This is a genomic window from Cognatiyoonia sp., assembly GCF_965661665.1.
In the GTDB taxonomy this organism is placed as follows: domain Bacteria; phylum Pseudomonadota; class Alphaproteobacteria; order Rhodobacterales; family Rhodobacteraceae; genus Cognatiyoonia.
In genome coordinates this window covers 156,515-173,863 of the sequence record NZ_CBFIEO010000002.1, presented here as the reverse complement: position 1 = coordinate 173,863, position 17,349 = coordinate 156,515, and the positions used below count along the sequence as shown (strand labels likewise).

The following is a 17,349-nucleotide window of genomic DNA, read 5'->3' as shown; positions in this document are numbered from 1 at the left end:
GGTTGGCGCATGTTCTATCGACCAGAAGACGGCCACGGTCTACCGCACAATCCGTTCAACGCGGTGATCACGCCGCGCCCGATTGGATGGATTTCGACGCGCGGGGCCGACGGTCATGACAACCTCGCCCCCTACTCCTTTTTCAACGGGATCGCCTATGAGCCGCCGCAGGTCATGTTCTCCTGCACCAGCGGCAAAGCGGACCGTGACGGCGTGAAGGACAGTGTGGCGCAGATCGCGGAAACAAACGTATTTGCTGTAAATATCGTTGAAGCGACGATGGCGGATGCAATGAACGTCTCATCTGGCGCATGGGGCAAAGACGTTGACGAATTTGATCAAGCGGGGCTTACAAAAGGAGCCTGTGAGACTATCGATTGCGCCTTTGTTGACGGCGCCCCAGCAGTACTGGAATGCAAGCTCACCCAGTTCGTCAAACTTCCGGGGGAGGCGAACACCCTTGTTTTAGGGGAAGTCACAGGCGTCAGGTTGCGCGATGACTGCATCGTCAATGGCAAGTTTGACGTGATAACCTGTCAACCGCTCGCACGGCTTGGCTATCGTGATTACACGAAAGTTACTGAACTCTTTTCGTTGAAACGCCCGGGCGAGGGTTAATGCCTGCCTAGCACACCCGTGCGCACGGCGTAGTCCACCGCGACCTGATAATCTGGGTCATCATCACTATCGACCATCAAGTGACCTGCACGGGACAGCAGCTCATGACAGTCGCGGCTGAGGTGACGCAACTGGATCTGCTTGCCTGCTGCTTCGTATTTGGCCGCAATCGCTTCAATCGCTTGTAAGGCCGACTGATCGACCACGCGGCTGTTGTCAAAGTCGATGATGACGAGCGACGGGTCGTCCTCTACCTTGAACAACTCGGCAAATCCGTCTGAGGATCCAAAGAACAGCGGCCCTTGGATTTGGTAAACCATGGCACCTTCTGGCGTCTCATGTGTGGTCGCATAGATGCGCTTGGCGTTGTTCCAGCTATAGGACAAGGCAGAGACGATCACACCGACGACAACCGCCGTCGCAAGGTCGGTCAACACTGTCACGACAGTCACCAGCACGATGACGAAGGAATCCGTAAACGGCACTTTCCGCAGGATGCGGAGGGAGTTCCAAGCAAATGTCCCGATCACTACCATGAACATAACGCCGACCAAAGCGGCGAGTGGGATTTGCTCAATCGCGCCGCTGGCAAACAGGATGAAGGCCAAGAGGAACAGCGCCGCGGCAATGCCTGCAAGCCGCGTGCGGCCGCCAGATTTCACGTTGATCATCGACTGACCAATCATCGCACAACCGCCCATGCCGCCAAAGAAACCGGTGACCGTGTTAGCCACGCCTTGCGCGATGCATTCTTGCGACGCACCGCCCCGCTGGTTCGTGATTTCGCCCACGAGGTTCAGCGTCAGAAGGCTTTCAATCAATCCAATGGCCGCGAGGATCAGCGCGTAGGGTAAGATGATCTCAAACGTCTCAAACGTCAGCGGCACCATCGGAATGTGGAATGTAGGCAGGCCCCCTTGAATCGAAGCCAGATCGCCCACACGCGGCACGTCCAAACCAAAGATAATGACGATGCCAGCGACAATCGCGATGCCTGCCAGCGGAGCCGGAATGATGTTGGTGATGCGCGGCCAGCCCCAAATGATCGCCATCGTCAGCGCCACAAGGCCCAGCATCAGGGCAAGGGGCAAACCGCTCAACCATTCGCCATGTGCAATCCCGTGACCGCCGCCCTCAGACGTGCCGGGCACTTGGAATTGACCCAATTGCGCTAAGAAAATCACGATAGCTAGGCCGTTGACGAAGCCCAGCATCACCGGATGCGGCACCAATCGGATGAACTTGCCCCATCTCATGATGCCCACGACAATCTGGATGATCCCCATCAAGACCACGGTGGCAAAAAGGTATTCGACCCCATGCTGCGCGACGAGGCTGACCATCACAACGGCCAGCGCACCTGTCGCCCCGGAAATCATCCCCGGACGCCCGCCAAAGATGGCAGTGATAAGCCCCACGATGAACGCCGCGTAAAGCCCTACAAGCGGGTGAACGCCTGCGACAAAGGCAAACGCGACAGCCTCTGGAACCAGCGCCAAGGCCACGGTCAGGCCCGACAAAAACTCTGTCCTGATCTGCCCTGATGTCAGCCGTGTGGCCGGATCAGACATAGCGAGATTGTTTGCAAAACGCGCAAAGATTGAGCTTTCCATGTGGTCAGGTCCTATAGGGAGGGATTGAGCCGTGCGCGGCGGCTTATCTGAGGCCGCGCCTATTGTCACGCAGAAACCAAAAGGCTTGCGTGGCATTGGTGTTTGCGAAACACTGTTGGCTGGTGAGGGGTCCCGCAATGAACACAAAAATCGCGATTATCGGCGGATCAGGCATTTACGACATTGATGGATTGGACGGAGCCGAATGGGTCACGGTGGACAGCCCTTGGGGCACCCCTTCGGACGCCATGCTTTGCGGAGCGTTGCATGGTATCGAGATGGCATTCCTGCCCCGTCATGGGCGCGGTCATGTGCATTCACCAACCACCGTCCCCTATCGCGCCAACATTGATGCGTTGAAACGCTTGGGCGTGACCGATGTAATCAGTGTCAGCGCCTGCGGCTCCTTTCGGGAGGAACTGGCGCCAGGCGATTTTGTCATTGTAGATCAATTCATTGACCGGACCTTCGCGCGGGAAAAGTCGTTCTTCGGTACCGGCTGCGTGGCCCACGTCAGCGTCGCCTATCCCACCTGTCCGCGCCTGTCAGATGCTTGCGAGAAGGCGGCGAAAGAGGCAGGTGTGACTGTGCATCGCGGTGGCACCTATCTGGCGATGGAAGGGCCTCAATTCTCCAGCCAAGCCGAAAGCCATCTCTACCGCGATGTCTGGAACTGTGACGTCATCGGCATGACCAATATGCCAGAGGCGAAATTGGCGCGCGAGGCGGAGCTTTGCTATGCCTCCGTCGCGATGATCACCGATTATGACAGTTGGCACCAAGACCACGGCGCAGTGGATGTGAGCGACGTGATCAAAACGCTGCAAGGCAACGGCACAAAGGCACGGGATATGGTAGCGCGTTTGCCTGCCCTTCTGGGGCCTGACCGTGCACCCTGCCCACACGGCTGTGACCGCGCGCTGGAATATGCGGTGATGACCGCCCCCGACAAACGCGATCCTGAGCTTGTTACAAGACTCGATGCGGTCGCCGGCCGCGTACTCTAACCCTACGGATCTCCCCCATGAAAACTGTCAAAGACTATATCCGCACGATCCCCGACTTCCCGCATGGAGGGATCATGTTTCGGGATGTGACAACGCTTTTTGGCGACCCGCGTGGGTTTCGGATGGCGATTGACCAACTGCTCCACCCCTATGTAGGCCAGCAGATTGATAGGATCGTGGGGTTGGAGGCGCGCGGGTTCATCCTTGGTGGCGCGATTGCGCATCAACTCTCGCTCGGCTTCGTGCCGATCCGCAAGAAGGGCAAACTGCCCGGCGAGACGATCGAGCAAGCCTATCAATTAGAATATGGCGAAGCGGTCATGGAAATCCACGACGACGCCCTGCAACCGGGGGAGCGGGTCTTAGTCGTCGACGATCTTTTGGCGACCGGCGGCACGGCAGAGGCAGGCGTGAAACTCATTGAGCGATTGGGCGCCTCCGTCATGGCGTGCGCCTTTATCATCGATCTGCCTGATCTTGGTGGCCGCGTAAAGCTTGAGGGGATGGGCCTAGATGTGCAGGTGCTTTGCGAATTTGAAGGCGATTAATCCGCCCGCAGCACCGCGCCGGGGTTCATGATGCCTTTCGGATCAAGCGACGCTTTGATCGCCCGCATCATCTGAAGCTTTGCCGGATCGGCATAGCGTTCAAGATCCGCGACTTTCAAACGGCCCACCCCATGCTCCGCACTGACCGAGCCGCCGAATTCATGCACAAGGTCGTGGATGGTGCGTTTGATCGCGTCGCGGCTCTCGACATGATCGTCGCGCGTCTCCCCCTCTTGTGGGAAGACGTTGTAATGCAGGTTGCCATCGCCCAGATGCCCGAAGCAATTGATGCGGAAATTGCCGACCTTTGCCAGACGTCCCGGTCCTTCAGCAATGAAGTCAGGGATGCAGGAAATAGGCATCGAGATGTCATGCGAACTGACGGAGCCGATCCGCCTGTTTGCCTCTGGAATGCTTTCGCGGATGTGCCAAAACGCATCGCGCTGCGCATCTGATTGCGCGATTACTCCGTCGCTTGCCAATCCTTCAGCCACGGCCGCTTCGAACAACGTCATCAGGGCCTCCTCAGCCTCTAACCCCACAGGCAAACCCACATCAATCAAAACCGTCCATTCCGGCGTGTGATCAAGGGGTTTGCGATAGTCCGGCCCAACGGCATCCAGAAAATCAAAGCCTTGGCGGTGGATGAATTCAAAGGCAGAGATCCCCTCCGCCATCTGCCCCTTTGCCATCGCCAGAAGGTTCAGCGCAGCTTTCGGCGATGCCACGCTCATCATCGCGGCTCCGGAGGAGGCGGGCTGAGGCGCCAGCTTCAACGCCGCAGCGGTGATGACGCCCAGCGTCCCCTCCGCCCCGATCATCAGATTACGCAGGTCATAGCCTGTGTTGTCCTTGTGCAGCCGCGAAAGGCCATTCCAGACGGTACCGTCGGGGAGCACAACCTCAAGCCCCAAACACTGCGCTCGCGCGTTGCCATAGCGCAGCACATTGACCCCGCCCGCATTGGTCGCCAGCAACCCACCAATGCGCGCCGACCCTTCGGAGGCGAGCGACAGCGGGAACAGCCGATCCACTTCCCGCGCCGCCTGCTGGATGTCCGCAAGGATCACCCCGGCATCCACAACGATCACATCCTCCGTCGGATAGACTTCACGAATCGTGGTCATCCGTTCGAGCGACAGTACAACAGGTTTGGGCCCATCTTGCAGGATTTGCCCGCCAACCAATCCTGTACCACCGCCATAAGGCACAACGGAGACGCCAGCGTTGAAGCAGGCCTTGACGAATGCGGCGACCTCTTCCGTAGAAACGGGCGCAACCACCAGCCCGTGCCCGTGCCACCGCGCGCGCGTCTCAGTGAAATAGGCCTCTGATGCGTCCTTGAAGGCCGCAGCAGGCAATATCGCCCTCAGTTCCGCCTCAAACGCCTCCGTCACAGGGTTCAGCATCGCCTACCCCGCATCCGTCCGCCCTCGCCGATCATGGCGCAGGTTCGCGTAGAGCACATGGTTCCGCCAGCGCCCGTTGATTTGCAGATAGCTTTGCGCGACGCCTTCGTATTTGTAACCGCATTTTTCAAGCAAGCGGCGCGAAGGAGTGTTCTCAGGCAAGCAGCCTGACTCGATACGGCTCAGGTCAAGCGTGGTGAAGGCGTAATGAACCACAGCCTCCAACGCTTCTTTCATGTAGCCTGACCGCGCATAAGGTTGCCCAACCCAATAGCCCGTAGTGCCCGCCTGCGCCGGGCCACGGCGAATATTGTCGAGCGTGATCGCCCCCAACAAACAATCGTCTTCGCGGCGAAACATCAAGAGCGGCACAGCAGTGCCGTTGTTGATCGCCCGCTGCGCCCAGTAAACGCGGTTGGTGTAGCCTTTACGGGACAAATGATCAGACGCCCATGTCGGCTCCCACGGTTGCAGGAACTCTGTACTGTCACGGCGCAGGGATGACCACGCGCGAAAGTCACCGTGCTGCGGGGGGCGAAGCGTCATCCGCTCCGTCTCCAGCTTTACCTTCTTGCGCGACCCAATCATCAGGCCGCCAGTCGCGTTCTAAGATCGCCCAAACTTGGTGCGGCAGACACCGGCCCGTAAAGCGCCATGGCAGAGCCTGCGTCGGTCGCGGTCATGCCCGCATATTCGCGGACACCATCAGCCGTCACATTGTCGATAAAGCCGATGGTTTCTTCCAGCGACGGGATGCGGCCCCAGATCGAGAGTAGCCGCGCCAACCGCTCGGCTCTATTCGAGGGGCTTTCCAAGCCCATCAGCAGCCCTGCCTTCATCTGAACACGGGCGCGATCGACCTCTTTCTGGCTCATGTTATCCGCCGCCCTCTTCATCTGATCGACCGTGACGGTGGCCAGTTCTGCGATTTGTTCTGCTGATGTGCCTGCATAGATCGTGGTAAGGCCCGTATCTTCATAGGCACCCGTTTGCGCGAAAATCGCATAGCACAGGCCGCGGTTTTCCCGCACTTCTTGGAACAAGCGGGAGGACATACCGCCGCCCATGATGTTGGCGTAGACCTGCGCGGTATAAATCGCCTCATCGCAATAGTTCGGTGCCTCGAACCCCAAGGTGAAATGCACTTGTTCGAGGTCTTTCAGCTCCCGCCGTTCACCCCCGCCAAATTTCGCAGGTTGGATCAGTGTCTTTGGCTCCACGCGTGGCAGATGGCCAAATAAAGCCTCCGCCTGTGCAACAATGGCATCGTGATCCACCGCACCAGCGGCAGATAGGATCATCTGGTTGGGCCCGTAATGCTCACCGACAAAGTCAGACAGATCATCGCGACTGAACCCGCTTACCCGCTCTGACGGGCCAAGGATCGTGCGACCCAACGCCTGATCGGGAAAGGCTTCTTCCTGCAACCAATCAAAGATGATGTCATCGGGCGTATCGAGCGCTTGACCAATCTCTTGCAGGATCACACCACGCTCCACCTCAATTTCGCTCGGATCGAAGATTGGGTTCAACAGAATGTCGGAGATCACATCAATACCCAGCGGCACGTCATTCTTCAAGAGCCGGACGTAGTAAGCCGTCATCTCCCGACTGGTGTAGGCGTTGATGTAGCCGCCCACGTCCTCAATCGCCTCCGCGATCTGAAGCGGTGTGCGTGTCTTGGTGCCTTTGAAGGCCATATGTTCCAAGAAATGCGCGATCCCGTTCTGTTCGATCCGCTCATGACGGCCACCGGCCCCAACCCATATCCCGACGGAGGCGGATTGCAGCCCTGGCATCGTTTCCGTGACGATGCGAAACCCATTGGGCAAAGTATGCAGTTGGATGGTCAAGCGCGGCGATCCCTGATGATGTCTTGGATCGCTTTCAAATCTTTGGCGACGCGCGTAATCCGTTCATCCCGCTCATAAAGGTCCGCCATGCGTGGTGGCAACGCCGGGTGGATGCACGTTGCATCTTCCACCGCTGCAGGGAATTTTGCTGGGTGCGCGGTTGCCAAAGTGACCATTGGGATGGGGCCAAGGTGATCTTCGGCCACATGCACACCGACGGCGGAGTGCGGACACAGCAACTCCCCATGCTTGGTCACATAGCGCGTGATGGCGGCGCTGGTTTCTTCCTCGGACGCGCGACCCGACGAATACGTCTTTTTCAACGCCTGATACGCATCTTGGCTGATCGCAAAGCCGCCGGACTTCAAATCCTCCATCTGCGCGGCAACGGTTGCGCTATCACGGTCATAGGCATCGAAGAGCGCCCGTTCGAAGTTGGAACTGACCTGAATGTCCATCGACGGGCTGATCGACGGGGTCACGCCCTCTTTCGTGTAAGCGCCTGTTTCCAATGTACGGTGCAGAATGTCATTTTGGTTTGTTGCCACCACCAAATCTTTGATCGGCAGCCCCATCCGCTTCGCGATGTAGCCTGCGAATATGTCGCCGAAGTTGCCGGTAGGCACGGTAAAGCTCACTTCCCGATGCGGCGCGCCAAGCGACACGGCAGAGGAGAAGTAATAGACCACCTGCGCCAGCACCCGCCCCCAGTTGATGGAGTTCACTCCAGCAAGCGAAACCTCTTCCCGAAACGCGAAGTCGTTGAACATGTCTTTGACCGCTGCTTGGCAATCATCGAAATCCCCATCAACGGCGAGCGCGTGAACGTTGGCTTCGGTCGGCGTTGTCATCTGACGCCGCTGCACTTCGCTAACGCGGCCATGCGGGTAAAGGATGAAGACATTGACGTTGGACAACCCGCGGAACGCCTCAATCGCTGCGGACCCCGTATCCCCTGACGTGGCACCGACGATGGTAATCGACTGTCCAGACCGCCCAAGTACCGCTTGGAACATCTGTCCGATAAGCTGCATCGCGAAGTCTTTGAATGCCAGCGTCGGACCGTGGAACAGCTCCAACAAAAAATGGTTTGGGGCAAGCTGGACCAAAGGCGCGCGGACCTCATGTCCGAAGCCTTCGTAAGCCGCTTTGATCAGGCCCTTAAACTCGTCATCGGTGAACGTGTCCCCAATGAAGGGGCGCATGACGGTGAAGGCGATCTCTTCATACCTCTGCCCTGCCATCGCTGCGATGTCGTCCGCGTTCAAGGTTGGGATTTCGGCAGGCACATAAAGGCCGCCGTCCCGCGCCAGACCCGTCAGCATCGCCTCTTCAAATGTCAGTTCCGGGGCTTGACCCCGGGTTGAGATGTAGCGCATGTCAGGCGTCCTTCGGGCGGAGTATTCGGAAGACCCAATATAGGGACATCAACGCCCACACAACGGCAAGTCCGAACCATGTGGCGGCGTATTCAAGGTGATCGTTTTTGATCGTTCTGGTGTTGACCGGGACTGGGGTCAGCCGTGGGTCAGCGGGGTCACTGGACCGCACGACGACAAGCAGTGGTTCTGTGTTCAACGCCTCTGCCATCGCGTCCAGATCACGTCCGAACCAGATGTTGGCTGACAGATCAGGCTCTGGCGTTGAGCTGTTGATGTCATCGGGCCAAAGCAGATTGCCCAGCACTTCGACGGTCGTATCGGTTGCAGGCATGTTCTTCCGATCCAGCGGCAACAGTCCTTGATCCAGCAAAATCCGCCGCCCATCGGTCAGCGTGACGGCGCGGATCGCAAGATAGCCCGTGCCGGCAGAGGTGCCGGAGATCAGCACATGCAATTCTGACCCAGACAGATCGCCGGTCAGCATCACGCTGCGGTATTCATCCGTTTCTTCGCGGGGCTCCTCGGGGAAAGCAATCGCATCCTCCGACATGCGGGCCTCAATGCCTGCGAGAACACCCTCTTTCCATTCCAAGCGCTCAAGTTGCCAAAAGCCAAGGCTCAGCAACACCACTAAACCAGCAACGCATAACACAATGGGGAAGAGTAGCTTTCGCACCGCATGTCCTTTCGTCGCGGTCTATATCGCTGATAATTCCAATGGTGAAGAGCGACATAAGCGACAAAAAAGGGCAGGTTCAGTACCCGCCCTTTGAAATCTTAATTCCCAGCTTGTTCAGCCGCCCCAGATGTAGACAGCAAAGAACAGGAAGAGCCAGACCACATCAACGAAGTGCCAGTACCAAGCAGCGGCTTCGAAACCGATGTGCTGTTCTTGTGTGAAGTGACCGCGCATCAGACGCAGCAAACAGACCAGCAGGAAGATTGTCCCGATCAGAACGTGGAAGCCGTGGAAACCTGTCGCCATGAAGAAGTTGGCACCATAGATGTTGCCGGAGAAGCCGAAGGCTGCGTGGCTGTATTCGTAAGCTTGGAAGAACGTGAAGAGAACGCCAAGCGCAACCGCCAGGATCAGACCCCATTTCATATCTTCGCGGTTATTCTCATGCACCAGAGCGTGGTGTGCCCATGTGGCCGCCGCACCGGAGCAGAGCAGGATCAGCGTGTTGATCAGTGGCAGGTGCCACGGGTCAAATGTCTCAATCCCTGCAGGTGGCCAAACGCCGTCTACAGTGGGGCTTTGCGGACCCATTGGATACAAAGCATGCTTGAAGAACGACCAGAACCAAGCGGCAAAGAACATCACTTCAGACATGATGAACATGATGAAACCATAACGCAGGCCGATGCGAACGACCGGTGTGTGATCCCCGACATGGCTTTCCTCAACCACGTCAGACCACCAAGCGAACATGCAGTAAAGCACCAGCGCAAGGCCGATGAGGAACATGTAAGGGTTGCCGCTGTCTTTCATCCAAAGCACAGCGCCAAACAGCATAATAAACGCCCCAAGCGCTGACGCCAGCGGCCAGATAGAGGGGTTCAGAATGTGATAATCGTGATTCTTTTCATGTGCCATTGTCAGTGTTCCCTATGGCTGTCTTATAGCGTTGTCCTATGGCGTCATCTACGCCAGTTGTCAAAGCAAGTTCGGCGTCAAGCGCGGCCTGCTGAAGCTCATCCTCAGGCAAATCGATCTGATAGAACGTATAGCTGAGGGTAATCGTGTGGATGTACTGGCCTTCGCGATCATCAACGATGTCGGGATGCACGAAGAAACTGACCGGCATCAGAACGGTTTCGCCGGGTTGGAGCACTTGCTCCACAAAGCAGAAGCAATCGATTTTGTTAAAGAACCCGCCCGCCTGATAGGGCACGACGTTATAGGCGGCTTGGCCCGCGATTGGCTCATCTGTCGGGTTGTGCGCTTCGTAGAACGCCAAACCCATCTCGCCGATGCGCAGCTCCATCTCCCGCTCAACGGGTTTGAACTCCCACGGCATATCGCGCTCAAGTGATGCGTCAAAGCGCACGGTGATCATCTGGTCTAGCACGACATCAGACGTGCTTTCGGCCACATTCGTAGCGCCGCCAAAGCCAGTGACGCGGCAGAACCAATCATAGAACGGCACGGACGCCCATGACAGGCCGCCCATCAACAAGACGACGCCCAGCGTTTGCAGCAAGGTCCGCTTGGGCCCCTGAATGTTTGGGAAAAGCGCCATCAGTTTCCGCCCTCATCCGCTGGAATGATTTGCGGGCGGGCGACATGGTCAAAGCGCTCGAACTTCTGCGCTTCGCCCAGTTGCGTCACCTTCACAACGGTCAGGCCGAAAACGATGCCGATGAAACCGACCAGCACAAGACCTAACCCGATGTTGCGGCCTTTGCGACGTTCGTGGAGTTCGTGTTCAACCTTAATGGCCATCAAACAGCACCCCCGCTCGTCGCGCGAAGACTGCCCTCAACCAGCAACGCACCGAAATGCGCGAAAAGGTAGATCAATGAGACTTTGAACACACCCCGTTCAGCTTTGTATTTGTCCGCCTCGGACGTCGCATCGTCGCGCTTCCAGACGTCATATGCGCCTTTCACGAACCATGCGTTAAGGATCACAGCGGTTGCCAAATAGATTGGGCCACCGATGGAGGTAAAGCCGAGCCCGATGGCCACAGGCGCCAAAAGCAAAGCGTAAGCCAGGATATGATTGCGGGTGACCCGGGTGCCATACGTGACGTTCAGCATAGGCACTTTCGCATCGCCGTAATCCGTCTTCACAAACAAGGCCAGCGCCCAGAAATGCGGCGGCGTCCACATAAAGATAACCGCGAACATCAAGATGCTCTCAAAGGAAACGCTCGCCGTCGCAGCGGCCCATCCCACCATTGGCGGGAAGGCCCCCGCGGCACCGCCGATGACGATGTTTTGCGATGTCAAGCGTTTCAACCACATCGAATAAACGACGGCATAGAAAAAGATTGTAAAGGCCAGGAACGCAGCAGCGAAGGCATTCGTTGCAAGCCACAGCAGAATGACAGAAAAACCACTGAGGGCGAGACCGATGCCTAGCGCCTCTTTCGCCTGAACGCGGCCCGATGGGATCGGGCGGCCTGCGGTGCGGCGCATCTTTGCGTCGATGTCTGCGTCCCACCACATGTTCAATGCACCAGACGCACCGGCGCCAACTGCAATGCAGAGGATCGCGACAAAACCAACGAAAGGATGGATCGGCACAGGTGCCACCAGCAACCCGACCAGCGCCGTGAACACCACCAACGACATAACGCGTGGTTTCAGCAGCGCAAAATAGTCGCCAAAGCTGGCATCGTGAGTTCTGGTTTCTACTGTCGTGTCGCTCATTTTGGCGTCCTACAGATGTGACATGACCACCTCTGAAAAAAAGGGGGCGGCTCCGTCCCCACCTGACCAGCCCTTAAGAGGCTGGGTTTTCTTCTTTCGCTTCAGCAAGCCAAGCGTCGTAAGTCTCTTGGCTCACAACTTTGACTGTGATCGGCATGTAAGCGTGCGCTTGACCGCACAGCTCTGAACATTGGCCGAAGTAAACACCTTCACGCTCCGCCGCGAACCACAGTTGCGCGATGCGCCCAGGAACAGCGTCCTGCTTCACACCAAAGGACGGGATGGTCCAAGAGTGGATCACGTCTGCGCCTGTGACATCCATTACGATTGTCTTGCCGACAGGCACGACAACTGCTGTGTCAGTGGCGAGCAGGTAATGCTCTGGCTCATAGCCGAATTCTGCCAGATCTTCTTCGTCCAGCATAAAGCTGTCGAATGCCACGTTGTCATCAGTGTACTCATAGCCCCAGTACCACTGGTAACCAGTGACTTTGATGTTCACGTCGCCTTCAGGGATTTCCTGCTGGTCGAACAGAACTGGCAGGGAGAATGCGCCAATAAAGACAAGGATGCCGATTGGCACGACGGTCCATGTCACCTCCAACGCGGAGTGGTGTGTGAAGTTTGCCGGTGTTGGATTCGCTTTGCGGTTATAGCGCACAATCACCCAAGCCAGCAGTCCAGTGACAAACAGCGAGATGATCGTGATGATGATCAGCAGCATGTAATCGAGGTTCTGCAAATCGGTCGCAAGCTTTGTCGCTGCCGGCTGGAACCCTGTCCCTTGTGGCACCGGAACCCCAACAAATTCAAGCTCTTGATTCACATTTTGTGCGGCAGCATCGCCACCGAAAGCTGTGAACAGTGCTACGGCCCAGAGAGATTTGATTTGGCTGATCGATCTCATGATAGTCCCTGACTTCATATACTTGCGCCATCGGCGCGATTGGCTAAGCGGGCCCGCCATTGGACGGATTCCCATTGTATCTGTGGCGTCATGTCCCATATCCTGACCTACAACTCAAGAACCCCAGTTGCGGCAAACGGACGCTTTTTTTCAAACAGCCGCCGAATATCCGCTCCGAAAGGCAAATCATCGATGTCACAAGACAATTTTCGCCCGTTTGAGACACATATGGACAAGGACCGCGCGCTCCAACTGGTGCGGGATGCGACATATGGTGCCGATGATGGCGAATTGTTCCTTGAGCGACGCAAGTCGGAGGTTCTATCGTTTGAAGAAGGCCGCGTGAAGACCGCCAGTTATGATGCGTCTGAAGGGTTCGGCCTGCGGGCGTTAAAGGGCGAAACGGCTGGATACGCACATTCCACCACCGTTGATGAACATGCTTTGAAACGGGCCGTCGCCACCGCGCGTCTGGCGGTGGGGGACGGCGGCGGCACCTGGGCCGAAGCGCCACTCGGCACAAACCGTAAGCTCTATTCAGACGAAAACCCGATGGCGCAAGCCACCTTCCCCGCCAAGATCGATGTGTTGAGAGAAATTGATGCCTTCGTTCGTGGAATTGATCCGCGCGTGGTGCAAGTCTCCGCCAGCATGGCCTCATCCTTGCAAGAGGTTGCGATCCTGCGGCCCGAAGGCACGTTGGTCACTGACACACGCCCAATGTCGCGGTTGAACATTACCGTGATTGTCGAAGACAACGGTCGCCGCGAAATCGGATCAATGGGCGGCGGCGGACGCGCTGGTTTGATCGGGCTGTTGTCCCGCGACCATTGGGAAGGTGTGGCGCGGGACGCGCTGCGCGTGGCACTCGTCAACCTAAACGCTGAACCGGCGCCAGCGGGGGTGATGGATGTCGTCCTTGGCCCCGGCTGGCCGGGTATCTTGCTCCATGAAGCGATCGGTCACGGGCTGGAAGCCGATTTCAATCGCAAAGGCTCCTCTGCCTTCGCAGGACTGATGGGGCAGCAAATCGCGGCCAAAGGCGTCACCGTTCTCGACGACGGCACAATCGCAGATCGTCGCGGCTCCATCACCGTCGATGATGAAGGCACGCCAAGTGCCAAGAACACGCTGATCGAAGATGGCGTGCTGGCCAGCTACATGCAGGACCGTCAGAACGCTCGATTGATGGGTGTCGCCCCCACAGGCAATGGGCGCCGCGAAAGCTATGCCCACGCGCCAATGCCACGCATGACCAACACCTACATGCTGGGCGGCGACACCGCGCCCGAGGCGTTGGTCGCCGAACTCAAAGACGGGATTTATGCCGTGGGCTTTGGCGGCGGTCAGGTTGACATCACCAACGGCAAGTTTGTGTTCAGCTGCACAGAAGCCTATCGCGTTAAGAACGGCGTCGTCGGCGCACCGGTAAAAGGGGCGACGTTGATTGGCGATGGGGCCACAGCGTTGAAACACATCCGCGGCATCGGCAACGACATGGCGCTTGATCCTGGAATGGGCAACTGCGGCAAGGCGGGGCAATGGGTGCCGGTCGGCGTTGGACAGCCAAGCCTTCTGATCGGCGGCCTGACCATTGGCGGTGCCGTGGCATAAGCGGCCAAAACCAACCTGAGGCAAGCCAATGCGCTTCATCAGGAGATATTGGTCCGCCTCGGCCCCTCCCCCATTGCGTAAGATCAATTTATCCACGATCTGGCCAACGCCCCGCAAAGCGTGGCCCCGAATTGGTGGAATTGGAAATCGCTGGAAAGATGTTACGCCAACCCGGTGGGCTGTTGTCGAAGGTCAGTTGAAGCCACGGCGCGGCACTATACCCCTCTGACAAAAAGGTCAGAAATCTCTCCATTGACAATTCATTCGACCTCCCCACATTTTGCCTGACTACGAGCAATTTCAATTCACTTTAAGGATTCTCATGGCAGTTGTCGTCGTCGAATCTCCGGCTAAAGCAAAGAAAATAAACGGATATTTGGGGAACGACTACACCGTCCTTGCATCCTTCGGGCACGTCCGCGACCTGCCCCCGAAAGATGGATCGGTCCTGCCCGATGAAGACTTCGCCATGAAATGGGAGGTCGCAAGCGACAGCAAAAAGCACATCAAGGCGATTGTTGACGCCCTCAAAGACGACCCTGAACTGATCCTCGCCACCGACCCCGATCGGGAAGGCGAGGCCATCAGTTGGCACCTGACAGAAGCCCTGACTGCCCGCAAAGCCATCAAGAAAGACACCCCTGTCAGCCGCGTCGTGTTCAACGCGATTACCAAGTCGTCGGTTATGGACGCGATGGCCAATCCACGGCAGGTCGACCAACCATTGGTGGAGGCATACCTCGCCCGCCGTGCGCTCGATTACCTCGTCGGCTTCAACCTGTCACCGGTGCTCTGGCGCAAGCTGCCCGGCTCCCGCTCTGCCGGTCGCGTGCAATCTGTGACGCTCCGCCTCCTCGTTGAGCGTGAAATGGAAATCGAAGCGTTCCGCCCGCAGGAATACTGGAGCGTCAAAGCCCAGCTCACCTCCGCCCGTGGCCAGACATATGACGCACGGTTGACGGTCCTCGCTGGCGAAAAGCTCGAAAAATTCAGCATCGGCAACCAGACCCAAGCGGAAATGGCGGTTCAAGCCATCAACAGCCGCGACCTCGTCGTGAAATCGGTGGAGGCGAAGCCCGCCAACCGGAACCCCTCCCCACCCTTCATGACTTCGACCCTGCAACAGGAAGCTAGCCGCAAATTCGGCTTTGGCGCGCGGCAAACAATGAGCGTGGCGCAACGGCTCTACGAAGCGGGTCTAATCACCTACATGCGGACCGACGGCATCGACATGGCGCCCGAGGCCGTCACCGACGCCCGCAACGCAATCAAATCGAAGTTTGGCGACAGCTACCTGCCCGACAGCCCGCGCATGTATAAAAATAAGGCGAAGAACGCGCAGGAAGCCCACGAATGTATCCGCCCGACGGAAATGGGCGTCTCCACCGAAGACGCCAAAATCGCTGACGCGGATCAGCGCAAGCTTTATGACCTTATCTATAAGCGCACGATGGCAAGCCAGATGTCCGCCGCGCGTTTGGAACGCACCACTGCCGATATCGGATCGGATGATGGTCAGGTGATGCTCCGCGCGACGGGTCAGGTCATGCTCTTTGACGGCTTTCTTGCGATCTATGAAGAAGGCAAGGATGATGCTGTCGTGGATGACGATGACAAGCGCCTGCCACAACTGGCGCAGGGTGAGGCTGCGGGCAAAGAACGTGTCACACCCGAACAGCACTTCACCCAGCCCCCACCGCGCTACACCGAAGCAACGCTCGTCAAGCGGATGGAAGAATTGGGGATCGGCCGGCCGTCGACATACGCCTCCATCGTTACGACGATTCAGGATCGCGGGTATGTGGAGAAGGAAAAGAATCGCCTTATCCCGCAGGACAAGGGCCGTTTGGTCACGGTGTTCCTGACCAACTACTTCCGCAAATACGTGGGCTATGACTTCACCGCGCAGTTGGAAAACCAACTGGATGAGATCAGCGCAGGTGACGCGGAATACAAAGTCGTCCTCAGCAACTTCTGGCGCGATTTCTCTACGGCGATTGCCGAAACCGCGGATCTGCGGATCACGGAAGTTCTGGAAAAGATCAATGAGGTACTTGAGCCGCATCTCTTCCCACCGAATGAGGATGGTACGGACCCACGGCTTTGCCCGAACTGCGGCGCGGGGCGTCTTTCCATGCGCACAGCCCGCGCAGGCGGGGCTTTCATCGGCTGCTCCAACTATCCAGACTGTCGCTACACGCGCCCGTTTGGCCCCCCGAACCCAGAAGCCGAAGCCTCCGCCATTCCGCCAGAAGGCAAAATGCTGGGCGAGGATGCGGGCGATAAGATTTGGGTCCACAAGGGACGATTTGGCCCCTACGTGCAGCGCGGCGAAGTTACCAACGACGACAAAAAACCGCCACGCCAGTCGATCCCAAAGGAGTGGCCGCCCGAAGAGGTGGAGCTGAAAACAGCCGTCAAACTGCTTGCACTGCCCCGCGAACTGGGCCCACATCCCGAAGACGGGATCATGGTTTGGTCGAACATCGGGCGCTATGGCCCCTACATCAAACATGCGCCGTCTACGTCCGATCGTGGCGGCACCAACGCCAATCTTGAATCGCTGGAAGAGGTCTGGACCGTCGGCATGAACCGCGCCGTGCAGCTTTTGGCCGAAAAGGTTGCGAGCCGTGGTGGCCGTGGCCGCGCCGCGAAACCGATCAAAGAACTGGGTGAGCATCCAGATGCGGGCGGATCCGTCGATGTGTATGACGGCAAGTACGGCCCTTACGTGAAATGGGAAAAGATCAACGCGACGATCCCCGACACGATCACGCCCGATGACATCACGCTTGAAAAAGCGGTGGAACTGATCGCCGAACGTGCTGCTAAGACCGGCAAGAAGGTGACAAAGAAGAAGGCCCCAGCGAAGAAAAACGCTGCAGCAGAGAAGAAAGCCTAGCTGAATCCAACCCTTCCGCAATGCAGCACAAATTGCAACCGGTTGCAATTTGTGCTGCATTGCGGCAAATTTGTTGACATTGGCTGGAATGGCGGTCACCAAATTTCTCGGAATATAT

16 protein-coding genes are annotated in these 17,349 nt (G+C 57.6%); 5 read left to right on the top strand and 11 right to left on the bottom strand.

Annotated elements, in window-relative coordinates:
* Positions 1 to 9: 9 nt before the first annotated feature.
* The gene (locus ACTF5F_RS02165) at positions 10 to 618 is read left to right on the top strand and encodes a flavin reductase family protein (protein ID WP_438955239.1); all 609 of its coding nucleotides are present in this window, start codon (positions 10 to 12) and stop codon (positions 616 to 618) included.
* Here the strand turns inward: ACTF5F_RS02165 and ACTF5F_RS02160 are convergent.
* Complete coding sequence (locus tag ACTF5F_RS02160; RefSeq protein WP_438955238.1) at positions 615 to 2,231, bottom strand: SulP family inorganic anion transporter; 1,617 nt, start codon at positions 2,229 to 2,231, stop codon at positions 615 to 617. The two genes, ACTF5F_RS02165 and ACTF5F_RS02160, sit on opposite strands and share 4 nt — an antisense overlap.
* 137 nt (positions 2,232 to 2,368) lie before the next feature.
* Here ACTF5F_RS02160 and ACTF5F_RS02155 point away from each other — a divergent pair, with 137 nt between their 5' ends.
* Positions 2,369 to 3,238, top strand: coding sequence for an S-methyl-5'-thioadenosine phosphorylase (locus ACTF5F_RS02155; protein ID WP_438955237.1), 870 nt, complete (start codon positions 2,369 to 2,371; stop codon positions 3,236 to 3,238).
* A gap of 17 nt (positions 3,239 to 3,255) precedes the next feature.
* The gene (locus ACTF5F_RS02150; protein ID WP_438955236.1) at positions 3,256 to 3,786 is read left to right on the top strand and encodes an adenine phosphoribosyltransferase; all 531 of its coding nucleotides are present in this window, start codon (positions 3,256 to 3,258) and stop codon (positions 3,784 to 3,786) included.
* Here the strand turns inward: ACTF5F_RS02150 and ACTF5F_RS02145 are convergent.
* From ACTF5F_RS02145 to coxB, 10 genes are all read right to left on the bottom strand, one after another.
* Positions 3,783 to 5,195, bottom strand: a complete 1,413-nt coding sequence (locus ACTF5F_RS02145; RefSeq protein WP_438955235.1) for an FAD-binding oxidoreductase — start codon at positions 5,193 to 5,195, stop codon at positions 3,783 to 3,785. The two genes, ACTF5F_RS02150 and ACTF5F_RS02145, sit on opposite strands and share 4 nt — an antisense overlap.
* 3 nt (positions 5,196 to 5,198) lie before the next feature.
* Positions 5,199 to 5,783: a GNAT family N-acetyltransferase gene (locus tag ACTF5F_RS02140; protein WP_438955234.1), complete on the bottom strand. Its 585-nt coding sequence runs from the start codon at positions 5,781 to 5,783 to the stop codon at positions 5,199 to 5,201.
* Positions 5,783 to 7,048, bottom strand: coding sequence for a M16 family metallopeptidase (locus ACTF5F_RS02135; protein ID WP_438955233.1), 1,266 nt, complete (start codon positions 7,046 to 7,048; stop codon positions 5,783 to 5,785). Before ACTF5F_RS02135 ends, ACTF5F_RS02140 begins: the two co-directional genes overlap by 1 nt.
* Complete coding sequence (gene thrC / locus ACTF5F_RS02130) at positions 7,045 to 8,427, bottom strand: threonine synthase (protein WP_438955232.1); 1,383 nt, start codon at positions 8,425 to 8,427, stop codon at positions 7,045 to 7,047. The genes ACTF5F_RS02135 and thrC overlap by 4 nt, the downstream gene beginning before the upstream one ends.
* 1 nt (position 8,428) lies before the next feature.
* The gene (locus ACTF5F_RS02125; protein WP_438955231.1) at positions 8,429 to 9,106 is read right to left on the bottom strand and encodes an SURF1 family protein; all 678 of its coding nucleotides are present in this window, start codon (positions 9,104 to 9,106) and stop codon (positions 8,429 to 8,431) included.
* Between the two features lie 117 nt (positions 9,107 to 9,223).
* Positions 9,224 to 10,027: a cytochrome c oxidase subunit 3 gene (locus ACTF5F_RS02120; RefSeq protein WP_438955230.1), complete on the bottom strand. Its 804-nt coding sequence runs from the start codon at positions 10,025 to 10,027 to the stop codon at positions 9,224 to 9,226.
* Positions 10,017 to 10,673, bottom strand: coding sequence for a cytochrome c oxidase assembly protein (locus tag ACTF5F_RS02115; RefSeq protein WP_438955229.1), 657 nt, complete (start codon positions 10,671 to 10,673; stop codon positions 10,017 to 10,019). The genes ACTF5F_RS02120 and ACTF5F_RS02115 overlap by 11 nt, the downstream gene beginning before the upstream one ends.
* Positions 10,673 to 10,876, bottom strand: a complete 204-nt coding sequence (locus ACTF5F_RS02110) for a hypothetical protein (protein WP_438955228.1) — start codon at positions 10,874 to 10,876, stop codon at positions 10,673 to 10,675. The genes ACTF5F_RS02115 and ACTF5F_RS02110 overlap by 1 nt, the downstream gene beginning before the upstream one ends.
* On the bottom strand, positions 10,876 to 11,808 hold the full coding sequence (gene cyoE, locus ACTF5F_RS02105; protein WP_438955227.1) for a heme o synthase: 933 nt from the start codon (positions 11,806 to 11,808) through the stop codon (positions 10,876 to 10,878). The genes ACTF5F_RS02110 and cyoE overlap by 1 nt, the downstream gene beginning before the upstream one ends.
* 73 nt (positions 11,809 to 11,881) lie before the next feature.
* Positions 11,882 to 12,715 (bottom strand): cytochrome c oxidase subunit II, encoded by an 834-nt coding sequence (gene coxB, locus ACTF5F_RS02100; RefSeq protein ID WP_438955226.1) that lies wholly within the window; start codon positions 12,713 to 12,715, stop codon positions 11,882 to 11,884.
* A 192-nt stretch (positions 12,716 to 12,907) separates the two neighbouring features.
* Between coxB and ACTF5F_RS02095 the strand changes: the two genes are divergently transcribed.
* Positions 12,908 to 14,329 (top strand): TldD/PmbA family protein, encoded by a 1,422-nt coding sequence (locus tag ACTF5F_RS02095; RefSeq protein WP_438955225.1) that lies wholly within the window; start codon positions 12,908 to 12,910, stop codon positions 14,327 to 14,329.
* Positions 14,330 to 14,651: 322 nt separating this feature from the next.
* Positions 14,652 to 17,231 carry a type I DNA topoisomerase gene (gene topA, locus ACTF5F_RS02090; RefSeq protein WP_438955224.1) on the top strand — a complete coding sequence of 860 codons (2,580 nt, stop codon included), beginning with the start codon at positions 14,652 to 14,654 and terminating at the stop codon, positions 17,229 to 17,231.
* Positions 17,232 to 17,349 lie beyond the last annotated feature (118 nt).

What these genes read in the sequence shown, in the direction of transcription:
- ACTF5F_RS02095 (WP_438955225.1), top strand. Translation starts at nt 12,908, where the DNA reads ATGTCACAAGACAATTTTCGCCCGTTTGAGACACATATGGACAAGGAC.
- thrC (WP_438955232.1), bottom strand. Translation starts at nt 8,427, where the DNA reads ATGCGCTACATCTCAACCCGGGGTCAAGCCCCGGAACTGACATTTGAA.
- ACTF5F_RS02145 (WP_438955235.1), bottom strand. Translation starts at nt 5,195, where the DNA reads ATGCTGAACCCTGTGACGGAGGCGTTTGAGGCGGAACTGAGGGCGATA.
- coxB (WP_438955226.1), bottom strand. Translation starts at nt 12,715, where the DNA reads ATGAGATCGATCAGCCAAATCAAATCTCTCTGGGCCGTAGCACTGTTC.
- ACTF5F_RS02115 (WP_438955229.1), bottom strand. Translation starts at nt 10,673, where the DNA reads ATGGCGCTTTTCCCAAACATTCAGGGGCCCAAGCGGACCTTGCTGCAA.
- topA (WP_438955224.1), top strand. Translation starts at nt 14,652, where the DNA reads ATGGCAGTTGTCGTCGTCGAATCTCCGGCTAAAGCAAAGAAAATAAAC.
- ACTF5F_RS02140 (WP_438955234.1), bottom strand. Translation starts at nt 5,783, where the DNA reads ATGATTGGGTCGCGCAAGAAGGTAAAGCTGGAGACGGAGCGGATGACG.
- ACTF5F_RS02155 (WP_438955237.1), top strand. Translation starts at nt 2,369, where the DNA reads ATGAACACAAAAATCGCGATTATCGGCGGATCAGGCATTTACGACATT.
- ACTF5F_RS02120 (WP_438955230.1), bottom strand. Translation starts at nt 10,027, where the DNA reads ATGGCACATGAAAAGAATCACGATTATCACATTCTGAACCCCTCTATC.
- ACTF5F_RS02160 (WP_438955238.1), bottom strand. Translation starts at nt 2,231, where the DNA reads ATGGAAAGCTCAATCTTTGCGCGTTTTGCAAACAATCTCGCTATGTCT.
- ACTF5F_RS02110 (WP_438955228.1), bottom strand. Translation starts at nt 10,876, where the DNA reads ATGGCCATTAAGGTTGAACACGAACTCCACGAACGTCGCAAAGGCCGC.
- cyoE (WP_438955227.1), bottom strand. Translation starts at nt 11,808, where the DNA reads ATGAGCGACACGACAGTAGAAACCAGAACTCACGATGCCAGCTTTGGC.
- ACTF5F_RS02150 (WP_438955236.1), top strand. Translation starts at nt 3,256, where the DNA reads ATGAAAACTGTCAAAGACTATATCCGCACGATCCCCGACTTCCCGCAT.
- ACTF5F_RS02165 (WP_438955239.1), top strand. Translation starts at nt 10, where the DNA reads ATGTTCTATCGACCAGAAGACGGCCACGGTCTACCGCACAATCCGTTC.